At 71.4% G+C, this 22,436-nt stretch carries 20 protein-coding genes; 13 read left to right on the top strand and 7 right to left on the bottom strand.

The window, feature by feature from the left end; translation table 11 throughout:
* Window positions 1-6: 6 nt before the first annotated feature.
* Complete coding sequence (gene ctaD / locus ABD331_RS02550; protein WP_344470548.1) at window positions 7-1,728, bottom strand: aa3-type cytochrome oxidase subunit I; 1,722 nt, start codon at window positions 1,726-1,728, stop codon at window positions 7-9.
* 191 nt (window positions 1,729-1,919) lie between these two features.
* On the opposite strand from ctaD, the gene ABD331_RS02545 reads away from it, so the two are divergent.
* A complete protein-coding gene (locus ABD331_RS02545) occupies window positions 1,920-3,131 on the top strand; it encodes an aspartate aminotransferase type Ic (RefSeq protein ID WP_486348503.1) in 1,212 nt (403 codons plus the stop codon).
* A gap of 30 nt (window positions 3,132-3,161) precedes the next feature.
* Here the strand turns inward: ABD331_RS02545 and ABD331_RS02540 are convergent, their stop codons facing one another.
* Window positions 3,162-3,725, bottom strand: coding sequence for a hypothetical protein (locus tag ABD331_RS02540; protein WP_344470547.1), 564 nt, complete (start codon window positions 3,723-3,725; stop codon window positions 3,162-3,164).
* Window positions 3,726-3,795: 70 nt separating this feature from the next.
* On the opposite strand from ABD331_RS02540, the gene ABD331_RS02535 reads away from it, so the two are divergent.
* The 6 genes from ABD331_RS02535 (at window position 3,796) to ABD331_RS02510 (ending at window position 14,239) form a co-directional block, all read left to right on the top strand.
* A complete protein-coding gene (locus tag ABD331_RS02535; RefSeq protein ID WP_344470546.1) occupies window positions 3,796-5,157 on the top strand; it encodes an FAD-binding oxidoreductase in 1,362 nt (453 codons plus the stop codon).
* A gap of 170 nt (window positions 5,158-5,327) precedes the next feature.
* Window positions 5,328-7,697, top strand: a complete 2,370-nt coding sequence (locus ABD331_RS02530; RefSeq protein ID WP_344470544.1) for a serine/threonine protein kinase — start codon at window positions 5,328-5,330, stop codon at window positions 7,695-7,697.
* A gap of 72 nt (window positions 7,698-7,769) precedes the next feature.
* On the top strand, window positions 7,770-9,365 hold the full coding sequence (locus tag ABD331_RS02525; protein ID WP_344470542.1) for an acyl-CoA carboxylase subunit beta: 1,596 nt from the start codon (window positions 7,770-7,772) through the stop codon (window positions 9,363-9,365).
* The gene (locus ABD331_RS02520) at window positions 9,362-11,230 is read left to right on the top strand and encodes an ATP-binding protein (RefSeq protein WP_344470540.1); all 1,869 of its coding nucleotides are present in this window, start codon (window positions 9,362-9,364) and stop codon (window positions 11,228-11,230) included. Before ABD331_RS02525 ends, ABD331_RS02520 begins: the two co-directional genes overlap by 4 nt.
* 34 nt (window positions 11,231-11,264) lie before the next feature.
* Window positions 11,265-12,032 (top strand): enoyl-CoA hydratase-related protein, encoded by a 768-nt coding sequence (locus ABD331_RS02515; protein WP_344470538.1) that lies wholly within the window; start codon window positions 11,265-11,267, stop codon window positions 12,030-12,032.
* 2 nt (window positions 12,033-12,034) lie between these two features.
* A complete protein-coding gene (locus ABD331_RS02510) occupies window positions 12,035-14,239 on the top strand; it encodes an acyclic terpene utilization AtuA family protein (protein WP_344470537.1) in 2,205 nt (734 codons plus the stop codon).
* Here the strand turns inward: ABD331_RS02510 and ABD331_RS02505 are convergent.
* Window positions 14,181-15,155: an ROK family protein gene (locus ABD331_RS02505; RefSeq protein ID WP_344470536.1), complete on the bottom strand. Its 975-nt coding sequence runs from the start codon at window positions 15,153-15,155 to the stop codon at window positions 14,181-14,183. The two genes, ABD331_RS02510 and ABD331_RS02505, sit on opposite strands and share 59 nt — an antisense overlap.
* A 46-nt stretch (window positions 15,156-15,201) precedes the next feature.
* Here ABD331_RS02505 and ABD331_RS02500 point away from each other — a divergent pair, with 46 nt between their 5' ends.
* The 5 genes from ABD331_RS02500 to ABD331_RS02480 all read left to right on the top strand — a co-directional run bounded on the left by ABD331_RS02500 (window position 15,202) and on the right by ABD331_RS02480 (window position 18,703).
* The gene (locus ABD331_RS02500) at window positions 15,202-16,008 is read left to right on the top strand and encodes a GNAT family N-acetyltransferase (protein WP_344470535.1); all 807 of its coding nucleotides are present in this window, start codon (window positions 15,202-15,204) and stop codon (window positions 16,006-16,008) included.
* 62 nt (window positions 16,009-16,070) lie between these two features.
* Window positions 16,071-17,084, top strand: a complete 1,014-nt coding sequence (locus tag ABD331_RS02495) for a phosphotransferase family protein (RefSeq protein WP_344470534.1) — start codon at window positions 16,071-16,073, stop codon at window positions 17,082-17,084.
* Window positions 17,085-17,187: 103 nt separating this feature from the next.
* Window positions 17,188-17,457, top strand: a complete 270-nt coding sequence (locus ABD331_RS02490; RefSeq protein WP_344470532.1) for a hypothetical protein — start codon at window positions 17,188-17,190, stop codon at window positions 17,455-17,457.
* Window positions 17,458-17,514: 57 nt separating this feature from the next.
* Complete coding sequence (locus ABD331_RS02485; RefSeq protein WP_344470530.1) at window positions 17,515-18,366, top strand: helix-turn-helix domain-containing protein; 852 nt, start codon at window positions 17,515-17,517, stop codon at window positions 18,364-18,366.
* Window positions 18,367-18,436: 70 nt separating this feature from the next.
* On the top strand, window positions 18,437-18,703 hold the full coding sequence (locus ABD331_RS02480; RefSeq protein ID WP_344470529.1) for a hypothetical protein: 267 nt from the start codon (window positions 18,437-18,439) through the stop codon (window positions 18,701-18,703).
* Window positions 18,704-18,927: 224 nt separating this feature from the next.
* Here the strand turns inward: ABD331_RS02480 and ABD331_RS02475 are convergent, their stop codons facing one another.
* The gene (locus ABD331_RS02475) at window positions 18,928-19,338 is read right to left on the bottom strand and encodes a GntR family transcriptional regulator (protein WP_344470527.1); all 411 of its coding nucleotides are present in this window, start codon (window positions 19,336-19,338) and stop codon (window positions 18,928-18,930) included.
* Between the two features lie 210 nt (window positions 19,339-19,548).
* Between ABD331_RS02475 and ABD331_RS02470 the strand changes: the two genes are divergently transcribed.
* Window positions 19,549-19,689: a hypothetical protein gene (locus ABD331_RS02470; RefSeq protein WP_344470526.1), complete on the top strand. Its 141-nt coding sequence runs from the start codon at window positions 19,549-19,551 to the stop codon at window positions 19,687-19,689.
* A 34-nt stretch (window positions 19,690-19,723) separates the two neighbouring features.
* Here ABD331_RS02470 and ABD331_RS02465 read toward each other — a convergent pair whose 3' ends face one another.
* The 3 genes from ABD331_RS02465 to ABD331_RS02455 are packed head-to-tail and all read right to left on the bottom strand — an operon-like array spanning window position 19,724 to window position 22,423.
* Entirely contained in the window at window positions 19,724-20,680 is a 957-nt protein-coding gene (locus tag ABD331_RS02465; protein ID WP_344470525.1) for an ABC transporter substrate-binding protein, read from the bottom strand.
* Between the two features lie 10 nt (window positions 20,681-20,690).
* A complete protein-coding gene (locus tag ABD331_RS02460; RefSeq protein WP_344470524.1) occupies window positions 20,691-21,638 on the bottom strand; it encodes an ABC transporter permease in 948 nt (315 codons plus the stop codon).
* A complete protein-coding gene (locus ABD331_RS02455) occupies window positions 21,635-22,423 on the bottom strand; it encodes an ATP-binding cassette domain-containing protein (RefSeq protein WP_344470523.1) in 789 nt (262 codons plus the stop codon). The genes ABD331_RS02460 and ABD331_RS02455 overlap by 4 nt, the downstream gene beginning before the upstream one ends.
* Window positions 22,424-22,436 lie beyond the last annotated feature (13 nt).

Below are 22,436 nucleotides of genomic sequence, written 5' to 3'. Positions count from 1 at the left end.
GAGGGGTCAGCCGGGCTCGTCCTGGCGCGGCGGCACCTCGGGAGCGCCGCCCTGCTCCGCTTCCGGCTTCTCGTCCAGCGGCTCGGGCTGCTCGGGCTTCTCGTGCGGGTAGTGCAGGTCGAAGGCCGGGCGTTCCGAGCGGATGGGCGGCATGCGGGTGAAGTTGTGGCGCGGCGGCGGGCAGCTCGTCGCCCATTCCAGGGAGTTGCCGTAGCCCCACGGGTCGTCGAGCGTGACCTTGGGCGCGTACCTGGCGGTCTTCCACACGTTGTAGAGGAACGGCAGCGTCGAGGCGCCCAGCAGGAACGCGCCGATGGAGGACAGCTCGTTGAGCGCCGTGAAGCCGTCGGCGGGGCCGTAGTCGGCGTAGCGCCTGGGCATGCCGAGCTGCCCGAGCGCGTGCTGCACCCAGAACGTGGTGTGGAAGCCGATGAACAGCGTCCAGAAGTGCAGCTTGCCGAGCCGGTCGTCGAGCATCCGGCCGGTCATCTTGGGCCACCAGAAGTAGAAGCCCGAGAACATGGCGAACACGACGGTGCCGAAGACCACGTAGTGGAAGTGGGCGACGACGAAGTAGGTGTCGCTGATGTGGAAGTCGAGCGGCGGTGAGGCCAGGATGATCCCGGTCAGGCCGCCCAGCAGGAACGTGATGAGGAAGCCGACCGCGAACAGCATCGGCGTCTCGAACGACAGATGGCCCCGCCACATCGTGCCGATCCAGTTGAAGAACTTCACCCCTGTCGGCACCGCGATGAGGAACGTCATGAACGAGAAGAACGGCAGCAGCACCTGCCCGGTGGGGAACATGTGGTGCGCCCACACCGTCATCGACAATCCGGCGATCGCGATGGTGGCGCCGACCAGGCTCATGTAGCCGAAGATCGGCTTGCGGCTGAAGACCGGGATGACCTCGGTGATGATCCCGAAGAACGGCAGCGCGATGATGTAGACCTCGGGATGGCCGAAGAACCAGAACAGGTGCTGCCACAGCAGCGGCCCGCCGTTGTCGGCCACGAAGACCTGCGTGCCCAGCTTGCGGTCCGCCTCCAGCACCAGCAGCGCCGCGGCCAGCACGGGGAACGCCATCAGCACGAGCATGCTGGTCAGCAGGACGTTCCAGGTGAACAGCGGCATCCGGAACATGGTCATGCCGGGCGCGCGCATGCCGATGATCGTGGTGATGAAGTTGACCGCGCCGAGGATCGTCCCGAGCCCCGACAGCGCCAGGCCCATGATCCACAGGTCGCCGCCGATCTGCGGCGAGTACGTCGCCGACGACAGCGGCGTGTACGCGAACCAGCCGAAGTCGGCGGCGCCGCCCGGCGTGAAGAACCCGGCCACCACCATCAGCCCGCCGAACAGGAACAGCCAGTACGCCACCGCGTTCAGCCGCGGGAAGGCCACGTCGGGCGCGCCGATCTGCAGCGGCATCACCACGTTCGCGAACCCGGCGAACAGCGGGGTGGCGAACATCAGCAGCATCAGCGTGCCGTGGATGGTGAAGAGCTGGTTGTACTGCTGCTGGGAGACGATCTGCATGCCGGGCGCGGCCAGCTCGGCCCGCATGAACATGGCCATGACGCCCGCGATGAGGAAGAACCCGAACGAGGTGATCAGGTAGAGGTACCCGATGACCTTGTGGTCGGTCGTCGACAGCCAGGAGGCGATGATGGTCCCGGTACGACGGCGCCTGACCTGCTCGATCGAGGACTCTCGAACGGTCGTCACGGCTGCTCCCTCCGACGCGGAGTTGGGCCTGCCCCGATCTACCCATTCCACGCCAACGATCGCCGCTCGGCTAGGCGTTCTTTGTGATTGCCTTGCGAAGGTTTGGGCGCGGGGGAGTCCACATTGCGGATATCTACCGGCCTACCTGGTGACATCTTCTATCCTTCGTAGGCCACACAGAATCGGAGGAGATGCTCGTGACCGCCCAGCGTGACTACGCCGACCTCGTCCAGCGAGGGCTCTCGCTCGACCTCACCCGGGGCAAGCCGTCGCCGCGCCAGCTCGACCTCTCCGATGATCTGCTGAAACTGCCCACGACGTACCGGGCGGCCGACGGCACGGACGGCCGCAACTACGGCAACCTCCAGGGCCTGGCCGAGCTGCGCGAGCTGTTCGCGCCGCTGGTGCAGGTGCCGGCGGAGCAGCTCGTCGTCGGCGGCAACTCCAGCCTCGCGATGATGCACGACACCGTGGTGCACGCGCTGCTCAGCCCGGTGCCCGGCGCCGCGCGCCGCTGGGTCGAGGAGCCGGAGATCACGTTCCTGTGCCCGGTGCCCGGCTACGACCGGCATTTCACCATCTGCGAGCGGTTCGGGATCAAGATGGTCCCCGTCCCGATGAACGCGGAGGGCCCCGACATGGACGTCGTCGAGCGCCTGGTCGCCGAGGACGCGAGCGTCAAGGGCATGTGGTGCGTGCCGAAGTACAGCAACCCGTCCGGCCTCACCTACAGCGACGAGACCGTGCGCAGGCTGGCCGCCATGTCCACGGCCGCGCCCGACTTCCGGATCTTCTGGGACAACGCGTACGCGGTGCACCACCTCACCGACACCCCCGACGAGCTGGCCGACCTGCTGGCGCTGGCCGCCGAGGCCGGCAACGCCGACCGGGTGTTCGTCTACGCCTCGACCTCGAAGGTGACGCTGGCCGGCTCCGGCGTCTCGTTCTTCGGCGGCTCGCCGGCGAACGTGAAGTGGTTCCTGCACAACACCTCGAAGCAGTCGATCGGACCCGACAAGATCAACCAGCTCCGGCACGTGGAGTTCCTGCGTGACGGCGCCGGCGTGGCCGCGCACATGCGGCGGCACGCCGAGCTGATCGGGCCGAAGTTCGAGCTGGTCGACAAGGTGCTGACCGAGCGGCTCGGCGACCTGGCCACCTGGACCAGCCCGCGGGGCGGCTACTTCATCAGCCTGGAGGTGCCGCACGCCGCCGAGGTGGTGGCCAAGGCCAAGGCGGCCGGCATCGCGCTGACGCCCGCCGGGGCCACGCACCCGTACGGCAAGGACCCCGACGACCGCACGATCAGGATCGCGCCCACCTACCCGGACCTCCAGGAGCTGGAGCAGGCCATCGACGGCCTGGCCGTCTGCGTCCGCCTGGTGGCCGAGGAGCACGCCTGACCCTGTCAGGCCACGCGGCCTCCGCCCTGTTCAGGGGCGGGGGCCGCCGCCGTTCCTGAAGCCGAAGATGTACTCGCGCGTCTCGCTCGGGTGGAACGTCACGTCCACGCCGGGCTCGAAGACGACGTTGTCGCGCGCGCAGTAGAGCAGGGCCTCCCAGACGCCCAGCGCCTTCTCCCTGGCGGGCGCCTCCAGCGTGTCGCGCTTGCGCGCGCCGTGCGCGCCGAGCACGTTCAGCAGGCCGAACCCCCAGAACAGGCCCGTCAGGCAGAACGGGGCCAGCAGCACCTCGCCCCAGTTCGGGTCCTGGCCCATCGCGATCACCAGCGACACGACGAGGTGCACCAGCGCCGCGACCAGCAGCAGCACGTACCCCTGGTTCCTGGCCCACGGCGTGTAGTGGCGACTGGGGAACGACAGCCACACCGCGAGCTGCGTGCGGCTCATGACGTGCTTGGACGCGCCGAGCGCCGCCTGCGTGGGCAGGTCCGCGACCTCGCGCGTGCCCGGTAACCTGACCCGCCCTATCTTGTACGTCGTCCCGGCCGCCACCGCCCCGGGAACCGCGACAACCTGGTCAGCCTCCGTACACACCGGGCACCCGACTTTCACCCGGGCAGTCTGGCCTTAAGGAACGCGCTGCGCAAACCATAGGGTGCATAGTGTGAGACCGATTGATGCCCTGGTGGACGCTCTGTCCGATGCCCGCGTTCTGACCGACCCCGACGTGATCGACTCCTACGCCCGCGACCGCACCTTCCTCGAGCCCGGCAAACCGCTCGGCGTCGTGCTCGCCGCCTCCCGCGACGACGTGGTCACCACCATGAGGTGGGCCACCGAGCACCGGGTGCCCGTGGTGCCGCGCGGCGGCGGCACCGGCCTGGCCGGCGCGTCCGTGGCCGGCGACGGCTCGCTCATCCTCTCGCTGGCCAGGATGACGGCCATCAGGGAGCTGTCCCCCGCCGACGAGATCGCCGTCGTCGAGCCCGGCGTCATCACCGCCGACCTGGACAAGGCCGCCAGGGCACACGGGCTGATGTACGCGCCGGACCCGTCCTCGTACGAGATCTCCACCATCGGCGGGAACCTGGCCACCAACGCCGGCGGGCTGCGCTGCGTGAAGTACGGCGTGACCAGGGACTCGGCGCTCGGCCTGGAGGTCGTGCTGGCCGACGGCCGGGTGCTGAACACCGGGCGGCGCACCATGAAGGGCGTCACCGGCTACGACCTGACCGGGCTGTTCGTCGGCTCGGAGGGCACGCTCGGCGTGATCACCGCCGCCACCGTGCGGCTGCGGCGCGCGCCCGCGACGCCGCCCGCGACGTTCGCGGCCGACTTCTCCTCACTCCGGGACGCCGGAGCGGCCGTCTCGGCGATCATGGCGGCGGGCTGCCAGCCGTCGCTCATGGAGCTGCTCGACCGGGCCACGCTGGCCGCCATCGACGAGTGGCGCAACATCGGCCTCGAACCCACCACCCAGGCCATGCTCATCGGCCAGTCCGACGCCGCCGACAGCCAGGCCGCCGTCGAGCGCATGGAACGCATCTGCACCGAGAACGGCGCCTCCTTCGTCGCCGTCTCCTCCAGCCCGCAGGAGGCCGACGAGCTGATCGGGCTGCGGCGGCTGGCGTACGGGGCCAAGGAGCGGCAGGGCGCCTGCCTGGTCGAGGACGTGTGCGTGCCCCGCTCCGCGCTGGCCGAGATGATCGGCCGGATCGAGGCCGCCGCGGCGCGGCACGGGGTGCGGATCGCCACGGTCGCGCACGCCGGCGACGGCAACCTGCACCCGGTCTTCATCTTCGAGCACGGCACCCTCGAACCGCCCCCCGAGGTGTGGGCCGCGGCGGACCAGGTGTTCAAGGACGCGCTGGAGCTCGGCGGCACGCTCACCGGGGAGCACGGCGTGGGGCTGCTGAAGCAGCGCTGGCTGGCGCTGGAGGCGGGGCCGGTGGCGCATGAGCTGCAGCGGGGGATCAAGGGCGTGTTCGACCCCCTCGGCCTCCTCAACCCCGGCAAGGCGATCTAGACCGTTCCCTTCACCAAGCCGTGACCTTGGGCGTCGAGGCGTACACGACCTGCGACGAAAGCCTGACTTATCTCGTCAAAAGGTGAAACTTCTGACAGGTCCGGCAGACGCCCCAAGGTTCACGCTGGTAGCGTCTTGCCACATCTATTGGGTTGTGATGGGGGTCCGACGTGAATCAGTTCCAGCCGTTGGCGGCGGACGATCCGCGGCGGCTGGGGGCGTATGACATCGTCGCCCGGCTCGGCGAGGGCGGCCAGGGCATCGTCTATCTCGGCAAGAGCGACTCGGGGGAACAGGTCGCCGTCAAGCTGCTGCACCAGGCCCTGGTGGCGGACGCCGACGCCAGGACGCGCTTCCTGCGCGAAGTGGCGGTCGCGCAGCGCGTCGCCCGGTTCTGCACCGCTCCAGTGCTCCACGCCGACCTCGACGGCAGCAAGCCGTACATCGTCAGCGAGTACGTGCCAGGGCCCTCCCTGCGCGAGATGGTCATCAACGAGGGCCCGCGGCGCGGCGCCGCCCTGGAACGCCTGGCCATCAGCACGGCCACCGCCCTCGCGGCCATCCACCGCGCCGGCATCCTGCACCGCGACTTCAAGCCCGCCAACGTCCTGATGGGCCCCGAAGGGCCCGTCGTGATCGACTTCGGCATCGCCAGGGCCCTCGACTCCCCCGGCGCCACCGCCACCGGCATGGCCATGGGAACACCCTCCTACCTGGCGCCCGAACAGCTCAGCGGGGCGCAGGTGTCCGAGGCGGCCGACGTGTTCGCCTGGGGCGTCACCATGGTGTTCGCCGCCACCGGGAAGCCCGCGTTCGGGGCCGACTCCATTCCCGTCGTGATGAACCGGATCCTCAACGAGGAGCCGGAGCTCGGCAAGATGGAGGGGCTGCTGGGTGAGCTGGTGGCCGCCTGCCTGTCCAAGGACCCGGCGCAGCGGCCCAGCGCCGACGAGCTGATCGTCCACCTCACGGGCCAGCCCGCCCCCAAGGCCGCCGTCGAGCCCGTCACGGGCAACCAGAAAGCCGCGGGGGCCGCCGCCGCGGCGGCTGCGGCTGCTGCCGGTGCGACCCGGGTCGAGGGTGCGTCGGGGCAGGATCACTACCCAGGGCCGTGGCATCAGCCGACCGGGCCTCAGCAGCTTCCCCTCCCGCAGACCGGCGACTACAGCCACCAGGCAGCCTCGGCCCAGGGCGCGCCTGGTGCCGGCGCGCCGCACGGCGGCCCGGTCCAGGGCAGCCCCGCCCAGGGCGGCGCTCAGCACGGCGGCCCGGCGGGCGGCCCTGGTCAGGCTGGCGCGTCAAGCAACCCGGCACAGGGCGGCATGCCCGGCAATCCGGCACAGGGCGGCGCGCCGGGCAACCCGGCTCAGGCTGGCGCGCCAGGCAACGGGCCTCAGGCCGGTATGCCCTTCGGCGGCCCCGCAGGCAACAGCCCGCACGGCGGCCCCGCTCAGGGCGGCGCGCCGCACGGCGGGATGCCGCACGCCCCCGGTATGCCCGGCGGTCCTGGGATGCCCAGCGGCCCCAACGGCGGTCAGCAGGCAGCCGCCCCTCACGGTCCCGGCCAGCCCTTCCAGGCGGGCCCCCACGGCGGCCCCGCAAGCCCGGGCGGTCGCGGCGGAGCGGGCGGTCCCGGCAGGCCCAACGGCCCGACCGGCCCGGGCGGCGCGGCAGGCCCCGGTGGTGCGGCCGGTACGCGTCCCGCCGGCGGCGCACCCGCCAAGCAACGCCGCACCCTCACCCTCGCCCTGTCAGGCGCCGCAGCAGCCGCACTGCTGGTCGTGGTCGGCGCCGTAGTCGTACAGGCCAACAGCAAGCAGACGCCGATAGTCGCGGTGGGCAACTCCGCCAGCGAGAGCGACGGCGGCTCAGGCGCAGGCCAGCCCGGCGAAGCCCCGGTCGAGCAGTCCCCTCCGGTGACGTTCCCCACGGACAGCACGGCCCCGGTGCCGACGCTGGACGTCGAGCCGGAAGAGACGAAGAAGACCAAGAAGCCGACGAAGGAGCCCATCGCTCAGGTTCCCGACCCGGTGACGCAGGCTCCCCGCCCGCAGACCACCACGAAGCGGCCCGAGCCAACTCCCACGCCCAAGCCGTCCAAGACCAAGAAGACAACCTTGATCGAGCCGGACCTCGAGCCTACGGAGAAGCCGTCCCAAGGACCGACGGTGACCCTGCACCCGACTGGCAAGCCGGCCCAGACCTTGAAGCCCAACCCCTACAAGGTGGCCTCGGTCTGTGGTTCCGGTTACAAGGTCATCAACTCGCGGGTGCTGGGGAGCAACAACGCCACGATCTACCTGCTGTACAACAGCAGTGCGGGTAAGAACTGCGTGGTGACCATGTCGCGCTACGTCTATCCCAACAAGGCCAAGATGAACGCGATTCTCCAGGTCAAGGGCGGTTCCTCCGCAAGCAATCCAGGCAACTTCACGGCGTACGCCGGCCCCGTCCGGCTGGCCGCCGCCAAGAAGTGCGTGATCTGGGGCGGCACGTGGGGCCCGTACACCTGGAAGTCCGGCTGGAGCCACTGCACCTGACCCAGAACGCGATCGAGCCGCCACCCACCACAGGGTGGCGGCTCGTTCCATCCCTGAGCTAGCGTGCTTGACATGATCGTCGGGACCAGCCTCGACCCCGAAGGCGACGACTACCGGGCCAGGCGCGAGGCGATGCTCGCCAAGCTGGCCGACCTCGAAGCCGAGCACGCCAAGGCCGTGGCGGGCGGCGGCGAGAAGTACGTGCGGCGGCACCGCGCCCGCAAGAAGCTGCTGGCCAGGGAGCGCGTGGAGCTGCTGCTCGACCCCGACTCCCCGTTCCTGGAGCTGTCGCCGCTGGCGGCGTGGGGCAGCGACTTCCCTGTGGGCGCGAGCGTGGTGACGGGCATCGGGGTGATCGAGGGCGTCGAGTGTGTGATCACGGCGAACGATCCCACGGTGCGCGGCGGCGCGTCGAACCCGTGGACGCTGAAGAAGACCCTCCGCTCGGCGGAGATCGCGCTGCGCAACCGGCTGCCGTACGTGAATCTGGTGGAGAGCGGCGGCGCGGACCTGCCGACGCAGAAGGAGATCTTCATCCCGGGCGGGCAGATCTTCCGCGATCTGACCAGGCTGTCGGCGGCGGGGGTGCCGACGGTGGCGCTGGTGTTCGGCAACTCGACGGCGGGCGGCGCGTACGTGCCGGGGATGAGCGACCACGTGGTGATGGTGCGGGAGCGGGCCAAGGTGTTCCTGGGCGGTCCGCCGCTGGTCAAGATGGCGACGGGCGAGGAGTCCGACGACGAGTCGCTGGGCGGCGCCGAGATGCACGCCAGGGTGAGCGGGCTGGCCGACTATCTGGCGCAGGACGAGTACGACGCGCTGCGGATCGGGCGGCGCGTCATCGCCTCGCTGGGCTGGCGGAAGCTGGGCCGCGCGCCCGATCCGGACGTGGCGGAGCCGGTGTTCGCGGCGGACGACCTGCTGGGGATCGTGCCGGAGGATCTGAAGGTGCCGTTCGACCCGCGTGAGGTGATCGCGCGGGTGGTGGACGGGAGCGTCTTCGAGGAGTTCAAGCCGCTGTACGGGGCCTCGCTGGTGACGGGGTGGGCGCGGATCCACGGCTATCGGGTGGGGGTGCTGGCCAACGCGCGCGGGGTGCTGTTCAGCGAGGAGTCGCAGAAGGCGACGCAGTTCATCCAGCTCGCGAACCAGTCGCGCACGCCGCTGCTGTTCCTGCAGAACACGACCGGCTACATGGTCGGCAAGGACTACGAGCAGGGCGGCATCATCAAGCACGGCGCCATGATGATCAACGCGGTGTCCAACTCGACGGTGCCGCATCTGACGGTCGTCATGGGCGCCTCGTACGGGGCGGGCAACTACGGCATGTGCGGGCGCGCCTACGACCCGCGTTTCCTGTTCAGCTGGCCGAGCGCGAAGTCGGCGGTGATGGGCCCCACGCAGCTCGCCGGGGTGCTGTCCATCGTGGGACGGGCCTCGGCGCTGGCCAGGGGGCAGACGTTCGACGAGGAGGCCGACGCGGCGATGCGGGCGATGGTGGAGGCGCAGATCGAGGCCGAGTCGCTGGCCTTCTTCCTGTCGGGGCGCCTGTACGACGACGGGGTGATCGATCCGCGCGACACCCGTACGGTGCTGGGCCTGTGCCTGTCGGCGATCAACAGCGCGCCGGTGCCCGAGGCGGCGGGGTTCGGGGTGTTCCGGCCGTGATCACCCGCCTGCTCGTCGCGAACCGGGGCGAGATCGCCCGCCGCGTCTTCCGCACCTGCCGTGAGCTGGGTATCTCCACGGTGGCGGTGTTCTCCGACGCCGACGCGGACGCGCCGCACGTGGCCGAGGCTGACCTGGCGGTACGCCTGCCCGGCACCCGCCCGGCGGACACGTACCTGGACGTGGCGCGGCTCCTGGGGGCCTGCCGGGCCTCGGGTGCGGACGCCGTGCATCCCGGCTACGGCTTCCTGTCGGAGAGCGCGGACTTCGCGCGGGAGGTGCTGGCGGCCGGGCTGGTGTGGGTGGGCCCGCCGCCCGAGGCGATCGCGGCCATGGGCGTCAAGATCGGGGCGAAGCGGCTGATGGCGGACGCCGGGGTGCCGGTGCTGCCCTCGCTCGACCTCGCCGCCCCGGAGGAGTTCCCGCTGCTGGTGAAGGCGTCGGCGGGCGGCGGCGGGCGCGGCATGCGGGTGGTGCGCGAGCCGGGGGAGCTGGCCGAGGCGGTGGAGTCGGCGCGCCGGGAGGCCGCCGCCGCCTTCGGCGACGGCACGGTGTTCGCCGAGCCGCTGCTGGAGCGGGCCAGGCACGTGGAGGTCCAGGTGCTGGCCGACCGGCACGGGACGGTGTGGGCGCTGGGCGAGCGCGAGTGCAGCGTGCAGCGGCGGCACCAGAAGGTGGTCGAGGAGTGCCCCTCGCCGGGCGTCCCGGACGCGACGCGTTCGCTGCTGTACGAGGCCGCGGTCCGCGCGGCCCGCACCATCGGGTACGTCGGAGCCGGGACGGTGGAGTTCCTGGTCGCGGCGGACCGGGTGGCGTTCCTGGAGATGAACACCCGGCTCCAGGTCGAGCATCCGGTGACCGAGCTGGTGTACGGGGTGGACCTGGTCCGGCTGCAGATCGAGGTGGCGGAGGGCGCCGCGCTGCCCGCCGCGCCGCCGTCGCCGTCCGGGTGGGCGGTCGAGGCGCGGCTGTACGCGGAGGACGCCGGGTACGTGCCGCAGGCCGGGGTGTTGCGGCGGTTCGAGATCCCGGGCAGGGTGCGGGTGGACGCCGGGGTGGAGTCGGGGTCGGTGGTGTCGCCGCACTACGACGCGTTGCTGGCCAAGGTGGTGGCGCATGGGGCGACTCGGGGGGAGGCGGTGCGCGGGCTGGTGGCGGCGTTGCGCGGGGCGCGGTTGCACGGTTTGACCACGAATCGCGATTTGCTTGTGAATATCCTGACGAATCGGCATTTCGTGGCGGGTGACACGCACACCGGTTTTCTGTCTCCTGAGGGTCCCCTCCGGGCCACTCCTGCGGTCATCGACGAGGGCGCCGGGCTCGCCGCCGCCCTCGCGCTCGCGGCGCTCAACCGCAGCCGCGCCCGCGTCCTGCCCGGCCTCCCCAGCGGCTGGCGGAACGTCCGCTCCCAGCCCCGCACCCTCCGCTTCGAGGAGATCGGCGAGGTGACCTACGACCCGCTCCCCGAGGGCGTCACCGTCACGGACGCGGCCCCGTACCGGGTGATCCTGGAATGCGACGGCCTGCGCCGCACGTACGAGATCAGCCACTACCCCGGCAGCGTGTGCGTCGACCACGCGGACGGCCACGCCGAGCTGACCCCCGTCCCGCGCCTGCCCGAACCCGCCGAACACGTCGCGCCCGGCTCCCTCCTGGCCCCCATGCCGGGTAACGTGCTGCGGGTCGAGGTGGAGCCGGGTGATCGGGTGGTGAAGGGCCAGGCGGTCCTGGTGCTGGAGGCGATGAAGATGGAGCACCGGGTCACCGCCCCGGCGGGCGGCGTGGTGTCCGCCGTGCACGTGGAGAAGGGCAGCCAGGTGGACGCCGGAGCCGTGCTGGCGATCATCCAGGAGGGGGACTCATGACGGGCCCGGTGCGCGAGGAACAGGTGGGAGACGCATGACGGACCTGGTGCACAAGGAGCTGGCGGGCGGCGTCGCGACGATCACGCTGGACTCGCCGCACAACCGCAACGCGCTGTCCACCCGGCTGCTCGCCGAGCTGGCCGACCGGCTGGCCTGGGCGCTGGCCGAGCCGGCGGCCAGGGTGATCGTGCTGACCGCGACGGGGCACGTGTTCTGCTCGGGAGCCGACATCAAGGAGCAGCGCGCCTCGGGTGCGCCCGTCACGACGTCGTTCCCGGAGATCCTGGAGACGATCTGGGAGAGCCCGAAGCCGGTGATCTGCCGGCTCAACGGCACCGCGCGGGCGGGCGGCCTGGGGCTGGTGGCGGCGTGCGACTTCGCGGTCGCGCCGCTGACGGCGTCGTTCGCGTTCACGGAGGTACGCCTCGGCGTCGCGCCCGCCATGATCGCCGTGCCGGTGCTGCGCAGGCTGAGCCCCCGCGCGGCGGCCGAGTACTTCCTGACCGGCGAGGTCTTCGACGCGGCCCGCGCGGTGGAGATCGGCCTGCTGTCGGCGGCCGTCCCGCCGGAGGAGCTCGATACGGCCGTGGCCCGCTACACCGGGATGCTCACGATGGGCGGCCCGGAAGCGCTGGCGATCACCAAGCGGCTCGTCAGGGAGGTGCCGGCGATGTCGTTCCAGGACGGGCTGCGGCGGATGAGCGAGCTGTCGGCCGAGCGCTTCACCTCGGCGGAGGGGCAGGAGGGCATCGCGGCGTTCATGGCCAAGCGCCCGCCCGCCTGGGTGCCCGAGGAGGGCTGACCATGGTGCTGCGCGTCGCGAACTGCAGCGGCTTCTACGGCGACCGGCTCTCCGCCGCCAGGGAGATGGTCGAGGGCGGCCCGATCGACGTGCTCACCGGCGACTGGCTGGCCGAGCTGACGATGCTCATCCTGGCCGGCAACCGGCTCAAGGGTCGCCCCGGCTACGCGCCGACGTTCCTGCGTCAGCTCGAGGACGTCCTGGGCCCCTGCCTCGACAAGGGCATCAAGATCGTGACGAACGCGGGCGGCCTCGACCCGGTCGGCTGTGCGGAGGCCGTGCACGAGCTGGCCGGCCGCCTCGGACTGTCCCCGTCCATCGCGCACGTCGCCGGCGACGACCTCACCGGCCGCCCGTTCCCGCTCGTCAACGCCGACACCGGCGAGCACCTCACCGCCACCCCGCTGACCGCCAACGCCTACCTCGGCGGCCGGCCCATCGCCGCCGCCCTCGCGGCGGGCGCGGACGTCGTGGTGACCGGCCGCGTCACGGACGCCGCCCTGGTGACGGGTCCCGGCATCTGGCGGTACGGGTGGAGCGCCGACGACCTCGACCCGCTGGCGGGCTCGGTGGTGGCGGGCCACGTCATCGAGTGCGGCTGCCAGGCGACGGGCGGCAACTACGCCTTCTTCCAGGACGTCCCGGACCTGGCCCACTGCGGCTTCCCCCTCGCCGAGCTGCGCGCGGACGGCTCGTCCGTCATCACCAAGCACCCGGGCACCGGCGGGCTGGTCTCGGTCGGCACGGTCACGGCGCAGCTCGTGTACGAGCTGGGCGGGCCGCGCTACCTGGGGCCCGACGTGGTGGCCCGCTTCGACACCATCACCCTGACGGACGACGGGCCCGATCGGGTGCTGATCTCGGGGGTACGCGGTGAGCCGCCGCCCGGCACGGTGAAGGTCGCCGTGAACTACCTCGGTGGTTACCGCAACACGATGACGCTCGTCCTGACGGGACTGGACGTGGCCGCCAAGGCGCGGGTGGCGCAGGAGGCGCTGTGGGCCCGGGTCCCGCGCGAGTCGTTCGACGAGGTGGACGTCACGCTCACGGACTCCGGGCTGTTGCGGATCACGGTCATGTCGGCGGACGAGCGCCTGGTGGGGCGGGCCTTCTCGGCCGCCGTGGTGGAGACGGGGCTGGCCAGCTACCCGGGCTTCTACGGCCTCTCCCCACCCGGCAACGCCTCGCCGTACGGGGTGTACTGGCCGGTGCTGATCCCTGCGTCGGAGGTCCACCCCCGGGTGTTCCTCGACGGCAAGGAACTCCCCACCCCACCCACGAACGCGCTGACCACCGACGACGCAGCACCCGCGCCGGGCGTGACAGGCGCAGCGCACACGCCGGGCACGCCCAGCGCCCAGGCGGCGGACGCGACGGCGACGGACGCGACGGCGACGGACGCAGCGGGCGCGGCAGGCGCAGCACACGCGGCGGGCACGACGGGCGCAGCACACGCGGGGGAAACGGCCAGCGCGCAGGCGGCGAGCGCAGCGGCGGCGGACGCGACAGCGGCGGACGCGACGAGCGCAGCGGGCGGGGCCAACACGGAGGCGGCGGCGGGCGCGGCAGGCGCAGCACACGCGGCGGGCACGACGGGCGCAGCACACGCGGGGGAAACGGCCAGCGCGCAGGCGGCGAGCGCAGCGGCGGCGGACGCGACAGCGATGGGCGCGGCGGCGGACGCGGTGGCGGTGGGCGCGGTGCCGTGCGACGCCGCACCCGCGTCTCTCCCAGCGCCGGGTCGGCGAGACGGTGTGCGGCGGAGCTCGGCGCCCGCGGACGGCGCCCGGCCACCCGGCCACCCGACCGCCACGAGCGCCACGAGCGCCACGAGCGCCACGAGCGCCACGACCACGATGCCCCTGGGACGCATCGCAGGCGCCCGTTCAGGAGACAAGGGCGGCAACGCCAACCTGGGCGTGTGGACCGACACAACAGCCCGCTACGACTGGCTGTCCGCCCACCTCACCCCAGAAACGCTGAAGAACCTCCTCCCAGCCCTGACCCCCTACCGCATAGACCGCCACGCCTTCCCCAACCTCAAGGCACTGAACTTCGTCATCCACGGCCTACTGGGCAGAGGCGTGGCCGCCAGCCCCCGCATGGACCCCCAGGCGAAGGCACTCGGCGAAGAGCTCCGCGCCTGCCTCACGAACGTCCCGACGCACCTGGCACCGCCCGCCACCCCAGCAGCCCCGCCCCCATGAGCCCAGCCAGGGCCCCCAGGGACGACGCCCGCACCTCCGGCGCCCGCCGGAAGGCCAGCCGCCCCGTCAGCGCGGCCCGCAGCGGCGCGAGCAGCGCCTCACCGGCCTGCGACACCCCGCCCCCGATCACCACGGCCGCCGGGTCGAGCAGCAGCGTGTAGGTGGTGAGCGCCAGGGCGAGCGCCTCCACGGCCTCACCCCACACCTCGGCGGCCCGCGCGTCCCCGTCCAGGAAGCGCCGCAGCACCTCCTCGGCGCCGTCCACCCCGCACCGCGCCGCCAGCGCCCCTCCGGAGGCGTAGGCGGCCAGGCAGCCCCGCTGCCCGCACCCGCAGGCCACCCCGCCGGGACGCACCGGGATGTGCCCGATCTGCCCGGCCCAGCCGCCCGCGCCCCCGTAGAGGGCCCCTGACAGCACCACGGCGCCCGCGATGCCCGTCCCGATGGGCAGGTACAACACGTCCCGCCTACCGTCCCCGTAGGCCAGCGCCGCATCCCCGGCAGACCGTACGTCGCCCCCGTAGGCCAGCCCCGCGTCCCCGGCAGACCGGACGTCGCCCCCGTAGGCGAGTTCCGCCTCCCCGGCGGACCGGACGTCGTGCCCGAGCGCGACCGGGACAGGCACGTCCGCCGCGAACGCGGAGGCGGGCACGTCCCGCCAGCCGAACGCGGCCGAGAAGACGGCGTGGGTGGGCGTGACGAGGCCGGGGACGGCGAGCCCCACCGCGAGGGGGCGCACGCCGTCGCGGGGGCGGGCGAGGTCGGCGACGAAGGCGGAGACGGCGGCGACGACGGCGGACGGGCCGTCGGCGCGCGGGGTGGGGCGGCGTTCGAACGCGTGGATCGTCCCGTCCCTGGTGACGAACCCGCCCTTCATCGTGGTGCCGCCGACGTCGATCGCCGCGACGTAACTCATGCGCCTCCTTCGTCAGCACTGTCCTTCATGCACAAGAATGCCTGTCATGAACGTGCGCCTGCTCACCTGGGATGACCTCGACGCCTGCACCCTCCTGGCCAAGGACCGCGGCTGGCTGCCCGAGCGGCACAAGTGGGGCCTGCTGTTCGAGATCGGCGAGCCGTACGGCATCGACGCGCCCGACGGCGACGGCCTGGCCGCGTCGAACGTCCTGACCCGTTACGGCGACGACCACGCCGTGATCAGCATGGTGCTGACGGCCGCGAGGTACGAGCGGCAGGGGCTGGGCCGCCGCCTGATGGAGCACGTGCTGGAGCAGGCGGGCGGGCGCACGGTGTCGCTGTACGCCACGGATCTGGGCCGCCCCCTGTACGAGCGGCTGGGCTTCCGGGTGGTCGGCCGGGCCGCGAAGCACACGGGGGTTTTCCGCGGCGAGCCGTCGGGCCGCACCCGTCCGGCCACGGAGGCGGATCTCGACGGCATTCTGCGGCTGGACGCGGAGCTGTTCGGCACGGACCGGTCGGCGGCGTTGCGGCGGATGTTCGGGTTCGGCGAGCAGGTGCTGGTCGCGGAGGGTGGTTTCGGTCACTGCTGGCGCAACGATGACAACACGGTGATCGGCCCGGTCGTGGCGCGGGACGAGGAGACGGCCAGGGCGCTGATCGGCGATCTGGCGCTGCACGCGGGCGGCGAGGTGCGGATGGACTTCGACCTGTCCAGGGAGTCGATGGTGGCGTGGGCGGGCGAGCACGGCGTCGGCAGCCCGTGGCCGGTGTCGATGATGGTGCGCGGCGGGGAGCTGCCGGGCGAGCGGTCGTGCCAGTATCTGCCGTTCATGCAGGCGCTGGGTTGACCGTGCGTGCGGCGCTCTCGTAGGGTCGGGCTCTAGAACATCGTTCTGTAGAGGGGCGGTACATGACCTCCACCCACATCGACGTCGGGGCCGTCGACTTCGAGGAGCTCGCCGCGTGGATGGACGCCGAGGGCCTGCCGGGCGGTCCGATCACGGACGTCGCGCCGGTCCTGGGCGGCACGCAGAACGTCATGGTCCGCTTCGAGCGCGGCGGCCGGCCGTACATCTTGCGCCGCCCTCCCCTGCACACCCGCCGCAAGAGCAACGAGGTGCTGCGGCGTGAGGCGCGGGTGCTGGCGGCGCTGCGGGACACGCCCGTGCCCGCGCCCAGGCTGGTGGCCGCGCAGACCGAGCGGGAGCCGGTGTTCTACCTGATGGAGCCGGTCGAGGGGTTCAACCCCTCGACGGGCCTGCCTGAGCCGCACGCGTCCGATCCGGCGATCAGGCACCGGATGGGGCTGGAGGCCGCCGCGGCGCTGGCCGAGCTGGGGCGGATCGATCCGGCGGTGCTGCCCGGGTTCGGGCGGCCCGAGGGCTTCCTGGAGCGGCAGGTGCCGCGCTGGCTCAAGGAGCTCGACTCCTACGGCGAGCTGGACGGCTATCCAGGGCCCGACATCCCCGGCCTGCGGGAGACGGCCGACTGGCTGACCCGCCACCTGCCGCGCACGTTCACGCCGGGCGTCATGCACGGCGACTACCACTTCGCCAACCTCATGTTCGCCCCCGACGGCCCCCGGGTGGCCGCGATCGTCGACTGGGAGATGTGCACGATCGGCGATCCGCTGGTGGATCTGGGCTGGCTGCTGGCCATGTGGCCGTCCGGCAACGACCACGTGCCCGGGCTGCCGCCGCCGCGCGAGCTGGTCGCGTACTACGCGGCGCTGTCGGAGCGGGACCTGTCGGCCGTCGACTGGTACGCGGTCATGGCCTGCTTCAAGCTCGGCATCGTGCTGGAGGGCACCCACGCCAGGGCGTTCGCCGGCAAGGCGCCCAAGGACATCGGCGACCTGCTGCACGCGGCGACGCTGGGGCTGTTCGAGCGGGCGCAGGAGTTCATGAAGGGGGCACTCGACTAAAAGGGCAGGCTCATATCACATTTTACGGAAAGCCGATCACAGGCGACGCCTCGCGACGTACAATTGCGCGCAATTGCACGCAATGTTTCGGGGAAGGATCGTCATGCGCATGCGGTTCCTCGGCTCCACCTCTGAGGCGGGCGCCTGCCCCACCCTCTACGAGACCGACCGCGGCACCATCGTCGTGCAGGGCCTCCAGGTCACCGACGCGGAGGCGCTCGCGGACCTGCGCGACGTCCTCGACGGAGAGGCCGCCGTCGAGGTCCCCCGCGAGCTGCTCACCGTGATCGCCCGCCGGGTGCTGACGGACGCCGGCACCGCGCCAGCAACCGCTTTCCCGAGCAGCGGGGGAACACCGACGGCAACCGGTTGATCACAATTGCGACAGGCCCTGGCTTGATCGGCGCCCGCGAGGCTAGCCTCTTGCGGCGTGACGTCGTTTCAGCAGGCGCGCATCGACCTCGGCAGCCAGTTGCGCGGGCTGCGCGAGGCCGCCCATCTGTCGGGCAAGGAGCTGGCCGAACGGCTGCGCTGGCAGCCGTCCAAGGTCTCCAGGCTGGAGAACGCCAGGCAGACGGCGACCGAGGACGACGTGGTGGGGTGGGCGCAGGCCGTCAACGCCCCGCCCGACACGACGGACGAGCTGATCCGGCAGACCCTCGCCCTCCAGGAGCGGCACGACAGCTGGAAGCAGCGCTACCGCAGCGGCCTGGCCGCCATTCAGGAGGACATGCGCGATTTGGAGGCGCGCACGAAGCTGTTCCGCGCCTTCGAGCCGGGCATCATCATGGGCCTGCTGCAGACCTCCGAGTACGCCAGGCACGTCTTCCGCAAGGTCAAGCGCCTCTACAGCGCCGCCGACCAGATCGACGCGGCGGTGCGGGTGCGGATGCAGCGCCAGGAGATCCTCTACGACCGCAATCGCACGTTCCGGTTCGTGGTGCCGGAGGCGGCGCTGCACACCGCCCTCGCCCCGCAGGAGGTGATGCGCGGCCAGCTCGACCGGCTGCTGGCGGTGAGCACGCTGCCGAACGTGGAGTTCGGCGTGATCCCCTTCGGCAGGGAGCTGCCCTCCGCGCCGATCAACGGTTTCTGGATCTACAACGACGCCATGGTGGGCGTGGCCACGATGACGAAGGACCTGGTCCTGCGGGAGCCGGATGACATCGCGTTCTATGTCCAGGCTTTTGACAATTATGCCAAAGTAGCCGATTTCGAGGAGGAGGGCCGGGAGGTCATCATCCGCATTCTTCGCGATTTCCGGAAACAAACTCCACATTAACCGCAGCAATTGCTTGCCACCTACCGCAAGATCGTGCAATTCTGACCGCGAGACGTTGCGGAGGTGACGCATGATGCTTGATACCGCGCTCTGCCTCGAGCGGTTCGCCTGGCATGCCGGCCGTCACGCCGACCTGGCCGTGCAGAACCTCGCGCTGTCCAGCGACCCGGCGTACGTATCGGTCCGCAACCGCTTCTCCGCCACCCTCGCGGAGACCGTGACCTGCTCCGACGAGGGCGCCTTCCTCACCTCGTGGGGCTACCGGCTGGGCACCTCGGAGGACGTCGAGTCCGCCGCCGCCCGCCTCGCCTTCCTCCTGGCCGCTCTTCCTGCTTGATTTTTTACGGCAGGCCAGGGGCACCGCACGCGCCGACGCTGGTTTCCGTCCGTCATGGCCGGTCGTGAAGGCTCACGGGGTGCTCGCCGTGACGAGCGCGATGTGGGCCGGGTTCCGTGGCTTGGCCGGCCAGGTGACGCTTCCGGGCCTGAATGCAGCAGCGAGCGTTCCACCCCGACCGCGATCAGTCGCTCCGGAGTGCGAGAAGCCGGCCGGGAGTGCGATCACTCAGAGGAACCGCGGATCTCCACCTTGTCCGCAGGGAAGACCTCGACCTCGCCGGCCCGCTCGACCACGGTCACCCAACCGTGCTCCGGCAGATCCAACTCGTCGATCTCGGTGTCACGAGCGGGACGGTTGATGATGCGCGTCTGCCCGTCGGCCACGATCGCCGTGACGAAGTCCGCGCCCGCCCGCACGAACGACCCCCGATTCTTGACGGTGTAGATGAGGCCCAGGCCGCGCAGCACGCCGAGGGCTTCGAGCATCGTGTTTCTGGCCACGCCGTATTGCTGCTCCAGATGGGTGACTGAAGGCAGGCGCTTACGCGGCCCCCACTCGCCCTCCTCGATCCGCCGCCGGACATCGGCCGCGATTTGCTCTTTCACGGTGAACTCCGACTCGTAATCGATCACAGTCCAAGGATAGGTAGGACCGCCGTTACTACCTAGTTTGACATGACTTAGGATGCAGCTTCTAAGCTGACAGCTAGTGATTGCTAAGCTAGTTGCTACACTACTGGCGAGTAGACCCTTATCTTGTGACACATGAGCTCCTCATCACCCATCAGACGACGGGCACCAGCGACGATCGCCGTCTGGATGGACGCCGCAGATCGTCTTTGGATGGACACCGGCGACCTGCACGACCAGGAACCGATCATCGAACTCCTGAACGGCGAGTTCCGTGGCCCGCTCGGCTGGGCACACCACGAGCACGGCCCGCTGACCCGGCTCGGCCGCCTCCGTCAGCGAGCCTCCCCGTAAGCGGCCGTGATTCACCGTGGAGCAGCCGCGCCCCTCAGCAACCCGCCTTGTAGAGCACCTTCTGGACGTCCGGCTGGTTCACGTTCGCGGCGGTGACGATGGTGGCGTCGGTCGGTATGGACGGCGTGACCTGCCCGCCCTTGACCGCCGCGACGGCCTGCTCGACGCCCTTCGCGCCGATGTCGCCGGGCAACTGCGCGATCAGCGCCTGTACGACGCCGTCCTTGAGCTGCTCGACCTGGGCGGGCCCGGCGTCGAAGCCGACCATCTTCACCTTGCCCAGCTTGCCGGCCTGCTGGAGGGCGGTGCCCGCGCCGGTGGCGGAGTTCAGGTTCGTGGCGAACACGCCCGCCAGGTCGGCGTCCTTGGCCAGGGCCGCGTTCATGATGCGGGAGGCCTCGCCGACGTCGTTGTGCGAATACTGCACGCCGGCGTACGACAGGCCCGGGTGGTTGGCCTTGATCTCCTCCTCGAAGCCCTTGATCCGGGCGTCCACCGTGCTGACGCCCGGGTCGGTGGAGATCACCAGCACCTTGCCCTCGCCGCCGACCTGCTCCGACAGCGCCTTGGCCGCCGCCGCGCCGCCCTTGAGGTTGTCGGTGCTGATCCTGGACAGGCCGATGCTCGGGTCCTCGACCACCGTGTCCACCAAAATGATCTTGATGTTCTGCTGCTTGGCCTGGGTCAGCGGCGCGATCATGGCCTTGACGTCGGTCGGCGCGATCAGCATGGCGTCGGGCCCGCCCGCCACGACCGAGTTGACGATCGGCGTCTGCAACGTCGGGTCGAACTTCTGCGGCCCCTGCACGTCCAGCGCCACCCCCAGCTCCTTGGCCTTGGCCCGCGCCCCGCACGCCATGGTCTCGTAGAACTCCTCCCCCGCCAGCCCCTGCACGAGCGACACCCTGATCTGGTCGCCGCCGCCGCCCGGGGAGCCGCCGCAGGCGGAGATCGCCAGCATCGCTCCGAGAGCGGCCATCGCCTTGCGCATGGTGCCTCCTTCACTGGTCACGGGACCGGCGCCGCCACTGGTCCACGTAGACGGCGGCGATGAGCACGGCGCCCACCACCACCTGCTGCCAGAACGGCCGCACGCCGAGGATCTGGAAGCCGTTCTGGAGGACGACGGGGATGAACACGCCGATGACCGTGCCCGCCACCGTCCCGACCCCGCCGAACAGGGACGTGCCGCCGATCACCACGGCCGCGATGGCCTGGAGGTTGTCGGTGGAGTGGGCGGAGACGCCGGTGATGCCGTACTTGGCCAGCGACAGGTGCCCCGCCAGCCCGGCCAGCAGGCCGGCCAGGCCGTACACCTTGATCAGGTGCCTGCGCACGGCCACGCCGCCGCGCCGGGCGGCCTCGGCGTTCGAGCCGATCGCGTACGTGTGGCGGCCGAAGCGGGTGACGGCCAGCGCGAGCGCCAGGACGGCGGTGATGGCGGCGCAGATCCACCCGATCAGCGGCACGCCCAGCCAGCGCGCCAGCCCCAGCCCGAGGTTGAGACCGGCGGGGGCGCGCAGATCGACGCCTCCGGTGAGCAGCAGCGCCCCGCCGAGCGACATGCCGAGCGTGCCCAGCGTCACGATCAGCGGCGGGATGCGGCCCAGCGCGACCAGCACCCCGTTCAGCACGCCCCAGGTCAGGCCCGTCACCAGCGCGGCCGCCGCGCCTGTCACCGGGGAGCCCGTGATGTCGATGACCCTGGCCGCCACCACGGCGGAGAACACCAGCACGCCGCCCACCGACAGGTCGATGCCCGCCGTGATGATCACGAACGTCATGCCGGTGGCCAGCAGCAGCAGGATCGCTGCGTCGCTGACCAGGTTGAGCAGGTTGAAGGAGGTGGGGAACGCGCGGGGGGCCAGCAGGGAGAACGCGACCAGCAGCCCGGCCAGCACCAGCCCGATCCAGACGACCTGGAGCCCGCCCAGCCGCGACGCCCTCATGCCCGATCCCCCTCGATCGGCGCAACGTCCGCCGGTTGCTCCAGCGCCCCCGTCATCGCCCCGACCAGCTCCTCCATCGACGCCCGCGCCGTGTCGAACCTGGCCACCCTGCGCCCCAGCCGCAGCACCTCGACCCGGTCGGAGACCGCCATCACGTCCTGCATGTTGTGGCTGATCAGCACGACGGACACCCCGGAGTCCCGCACGGTCCTGATGAGGTCGAGCACCCGCCGCGTCTGCACCACCCCGAGCGCCGCCGTCGGCTCGTCCATGAACACGACCCGCCGCGCCCACGTCACCGCCCTGGCCACCGCGACCCCCTGCCGCTGCCCGCCGGACAGCGCGGACACGGGCGCGCTCTGCGAGGCCAGCCGAACGCCGAGCCGCTCGCACGCCTCCCGCGTCTCCCGCCGCATGGCCGCGTTGTCGAGCACGCCGAGCAGCCCGAGCAGGCCGGGGCGCAGCCGTTCCCTGCCGAGGAAGAAGTTGGCGGCCGGGGTGAGGTCGGCGCAGAGCGCGAGGTCCTGGTGGACGGTCTCGATCCCGGCGCCCCTGGCCTCCTCGACCGACCCGAACGCGACCGGCTCCCCCTCGACCTCGACCGTCCCGCCGTCCGGACGCTCCACCCCCGAGAGGATCTTGGCCAGCGTGGACTTGCCCGCTCCGTTGTCGCCGATCAGCGCGACCACCTCGCCGGTTTCCAGGCTGAAGTCCGCGCCGCGCAGCGCCTCGACCTGGCCGTAGCTCTTCACGATCCCGCGGGCGGCGATCAGCGGTACGGCCATACGACCATCAAGA

The organism is Nonomuraea monospora, from assembly GCF_039531895.1.
GTDB classification, from domain to species: domain Bacteria; phylum Actinomycetota; class Actinomycetes; order Streptosporangiales; family Streptosporangiaceae; genus Nonomuraea; species Nonomuraea monospora.
The sequence above is the reverse complement of the archived record's forward strand: the minus strand, read 5'-3'. Positions and strand labels throughout refer to the sequence as shown.

Excerpts from the sequence above, each read along its gene's own strand:
- ABD331_RS02505 (WP_344470536.1), bottom strand. The coding sequence starts at position 15,155 with ATGAGTTACGTCGCGGCGATCGACGTCGGCGGCACCACGATGAAGGGC.
- ABD331_RS02490 (WP_344470532.1), top strand. The coding sequence starts at position 17,188 with ATGCGCATGCGGTTCCTCGGCTCCACCTCTGAGGCGGGCGCCTGCCCC.
- ABD331_RS02480 (WP_344470529.1), top strand. The coding sequence starts at position 18,437 with ATGATGCTTGATACCGCGCTCTGCCTCGAGCGGTTCGCCTGGCATGCC.
- ABD331_RS02455 (WP_344470523.1), bottom strand. The coding sequence starts at position 22,423 with ATGGCCGTACCGCTGATCGCCGCCCGCGGGATCGTGAAGAGCTACGGC.
- ABD331_RS02465 (WP_344470525.1), bottom strand. The coding sequence starts at position 20,680 with ATGCGCAAGGCGATGGCCGCTCTCGGAGCGATGCTGGCGATCTCCGCC.
- ABD331_RS02460 (WP_344470524.1), bottom strand. The coding sequence starts at position 21,638 with ATGAGGGCGTCGCGGCTGGGCGGGCTCCAGGTCGTCTGGATCGGGCTG.
- ABD331_RS02545 (WP_486348503.1), top strand. The coding sequence starts at position 1,920 with ATGCTCGTGACCGCCCAGCGTGACTACGCCGACCTCGTCCAGCGAGGG.
- ABD331_RS02500 (WP_344470535.1), top strand. The coding sequence starts at position 15,202 with ATGAACGTGCGCCTGCTCACCTGGGATGACCTCGACGCCTGCACCCTC.
- ABD331_RS02525 (WP_344470542.1), top strand. The coding sequence starts at position 7,770 with ATGATCGTCGGGACCAGCCTCGACCCCGAAGGCGACGACTACCGGGCC.
- ABD331_RS02510 (WP_344470537.1), top strand. The coding sequence starts at position 12,035 with ATGGTGCTGCGCGTCGCGAACTGCAGCGGCTTCTACGGCGACCGGCTC.
- ABD331_RS02515 (WP_344470538.1), top strand. The coding sequence starts at position 11,265 with ATGACGGACCTGGTGCACAAGGAGCTGGCGGGCGGCGTCGCGACGATC.
- ABD331_RS02470 (WP_344470526.1), top strand. The coding sequence starts at position 19,549 with ATGGACACCGGCGACCTGCACGACCAGGAACCGATCATCGAACTCCTG.
- ABD331_RS02495 (WP_344470534.1), top strand. The coding sequence starts at position 16,071 with ATGACCTCCACCCACATCGACGTCGGGGCCGTCGACTTCGAGGAGCTC.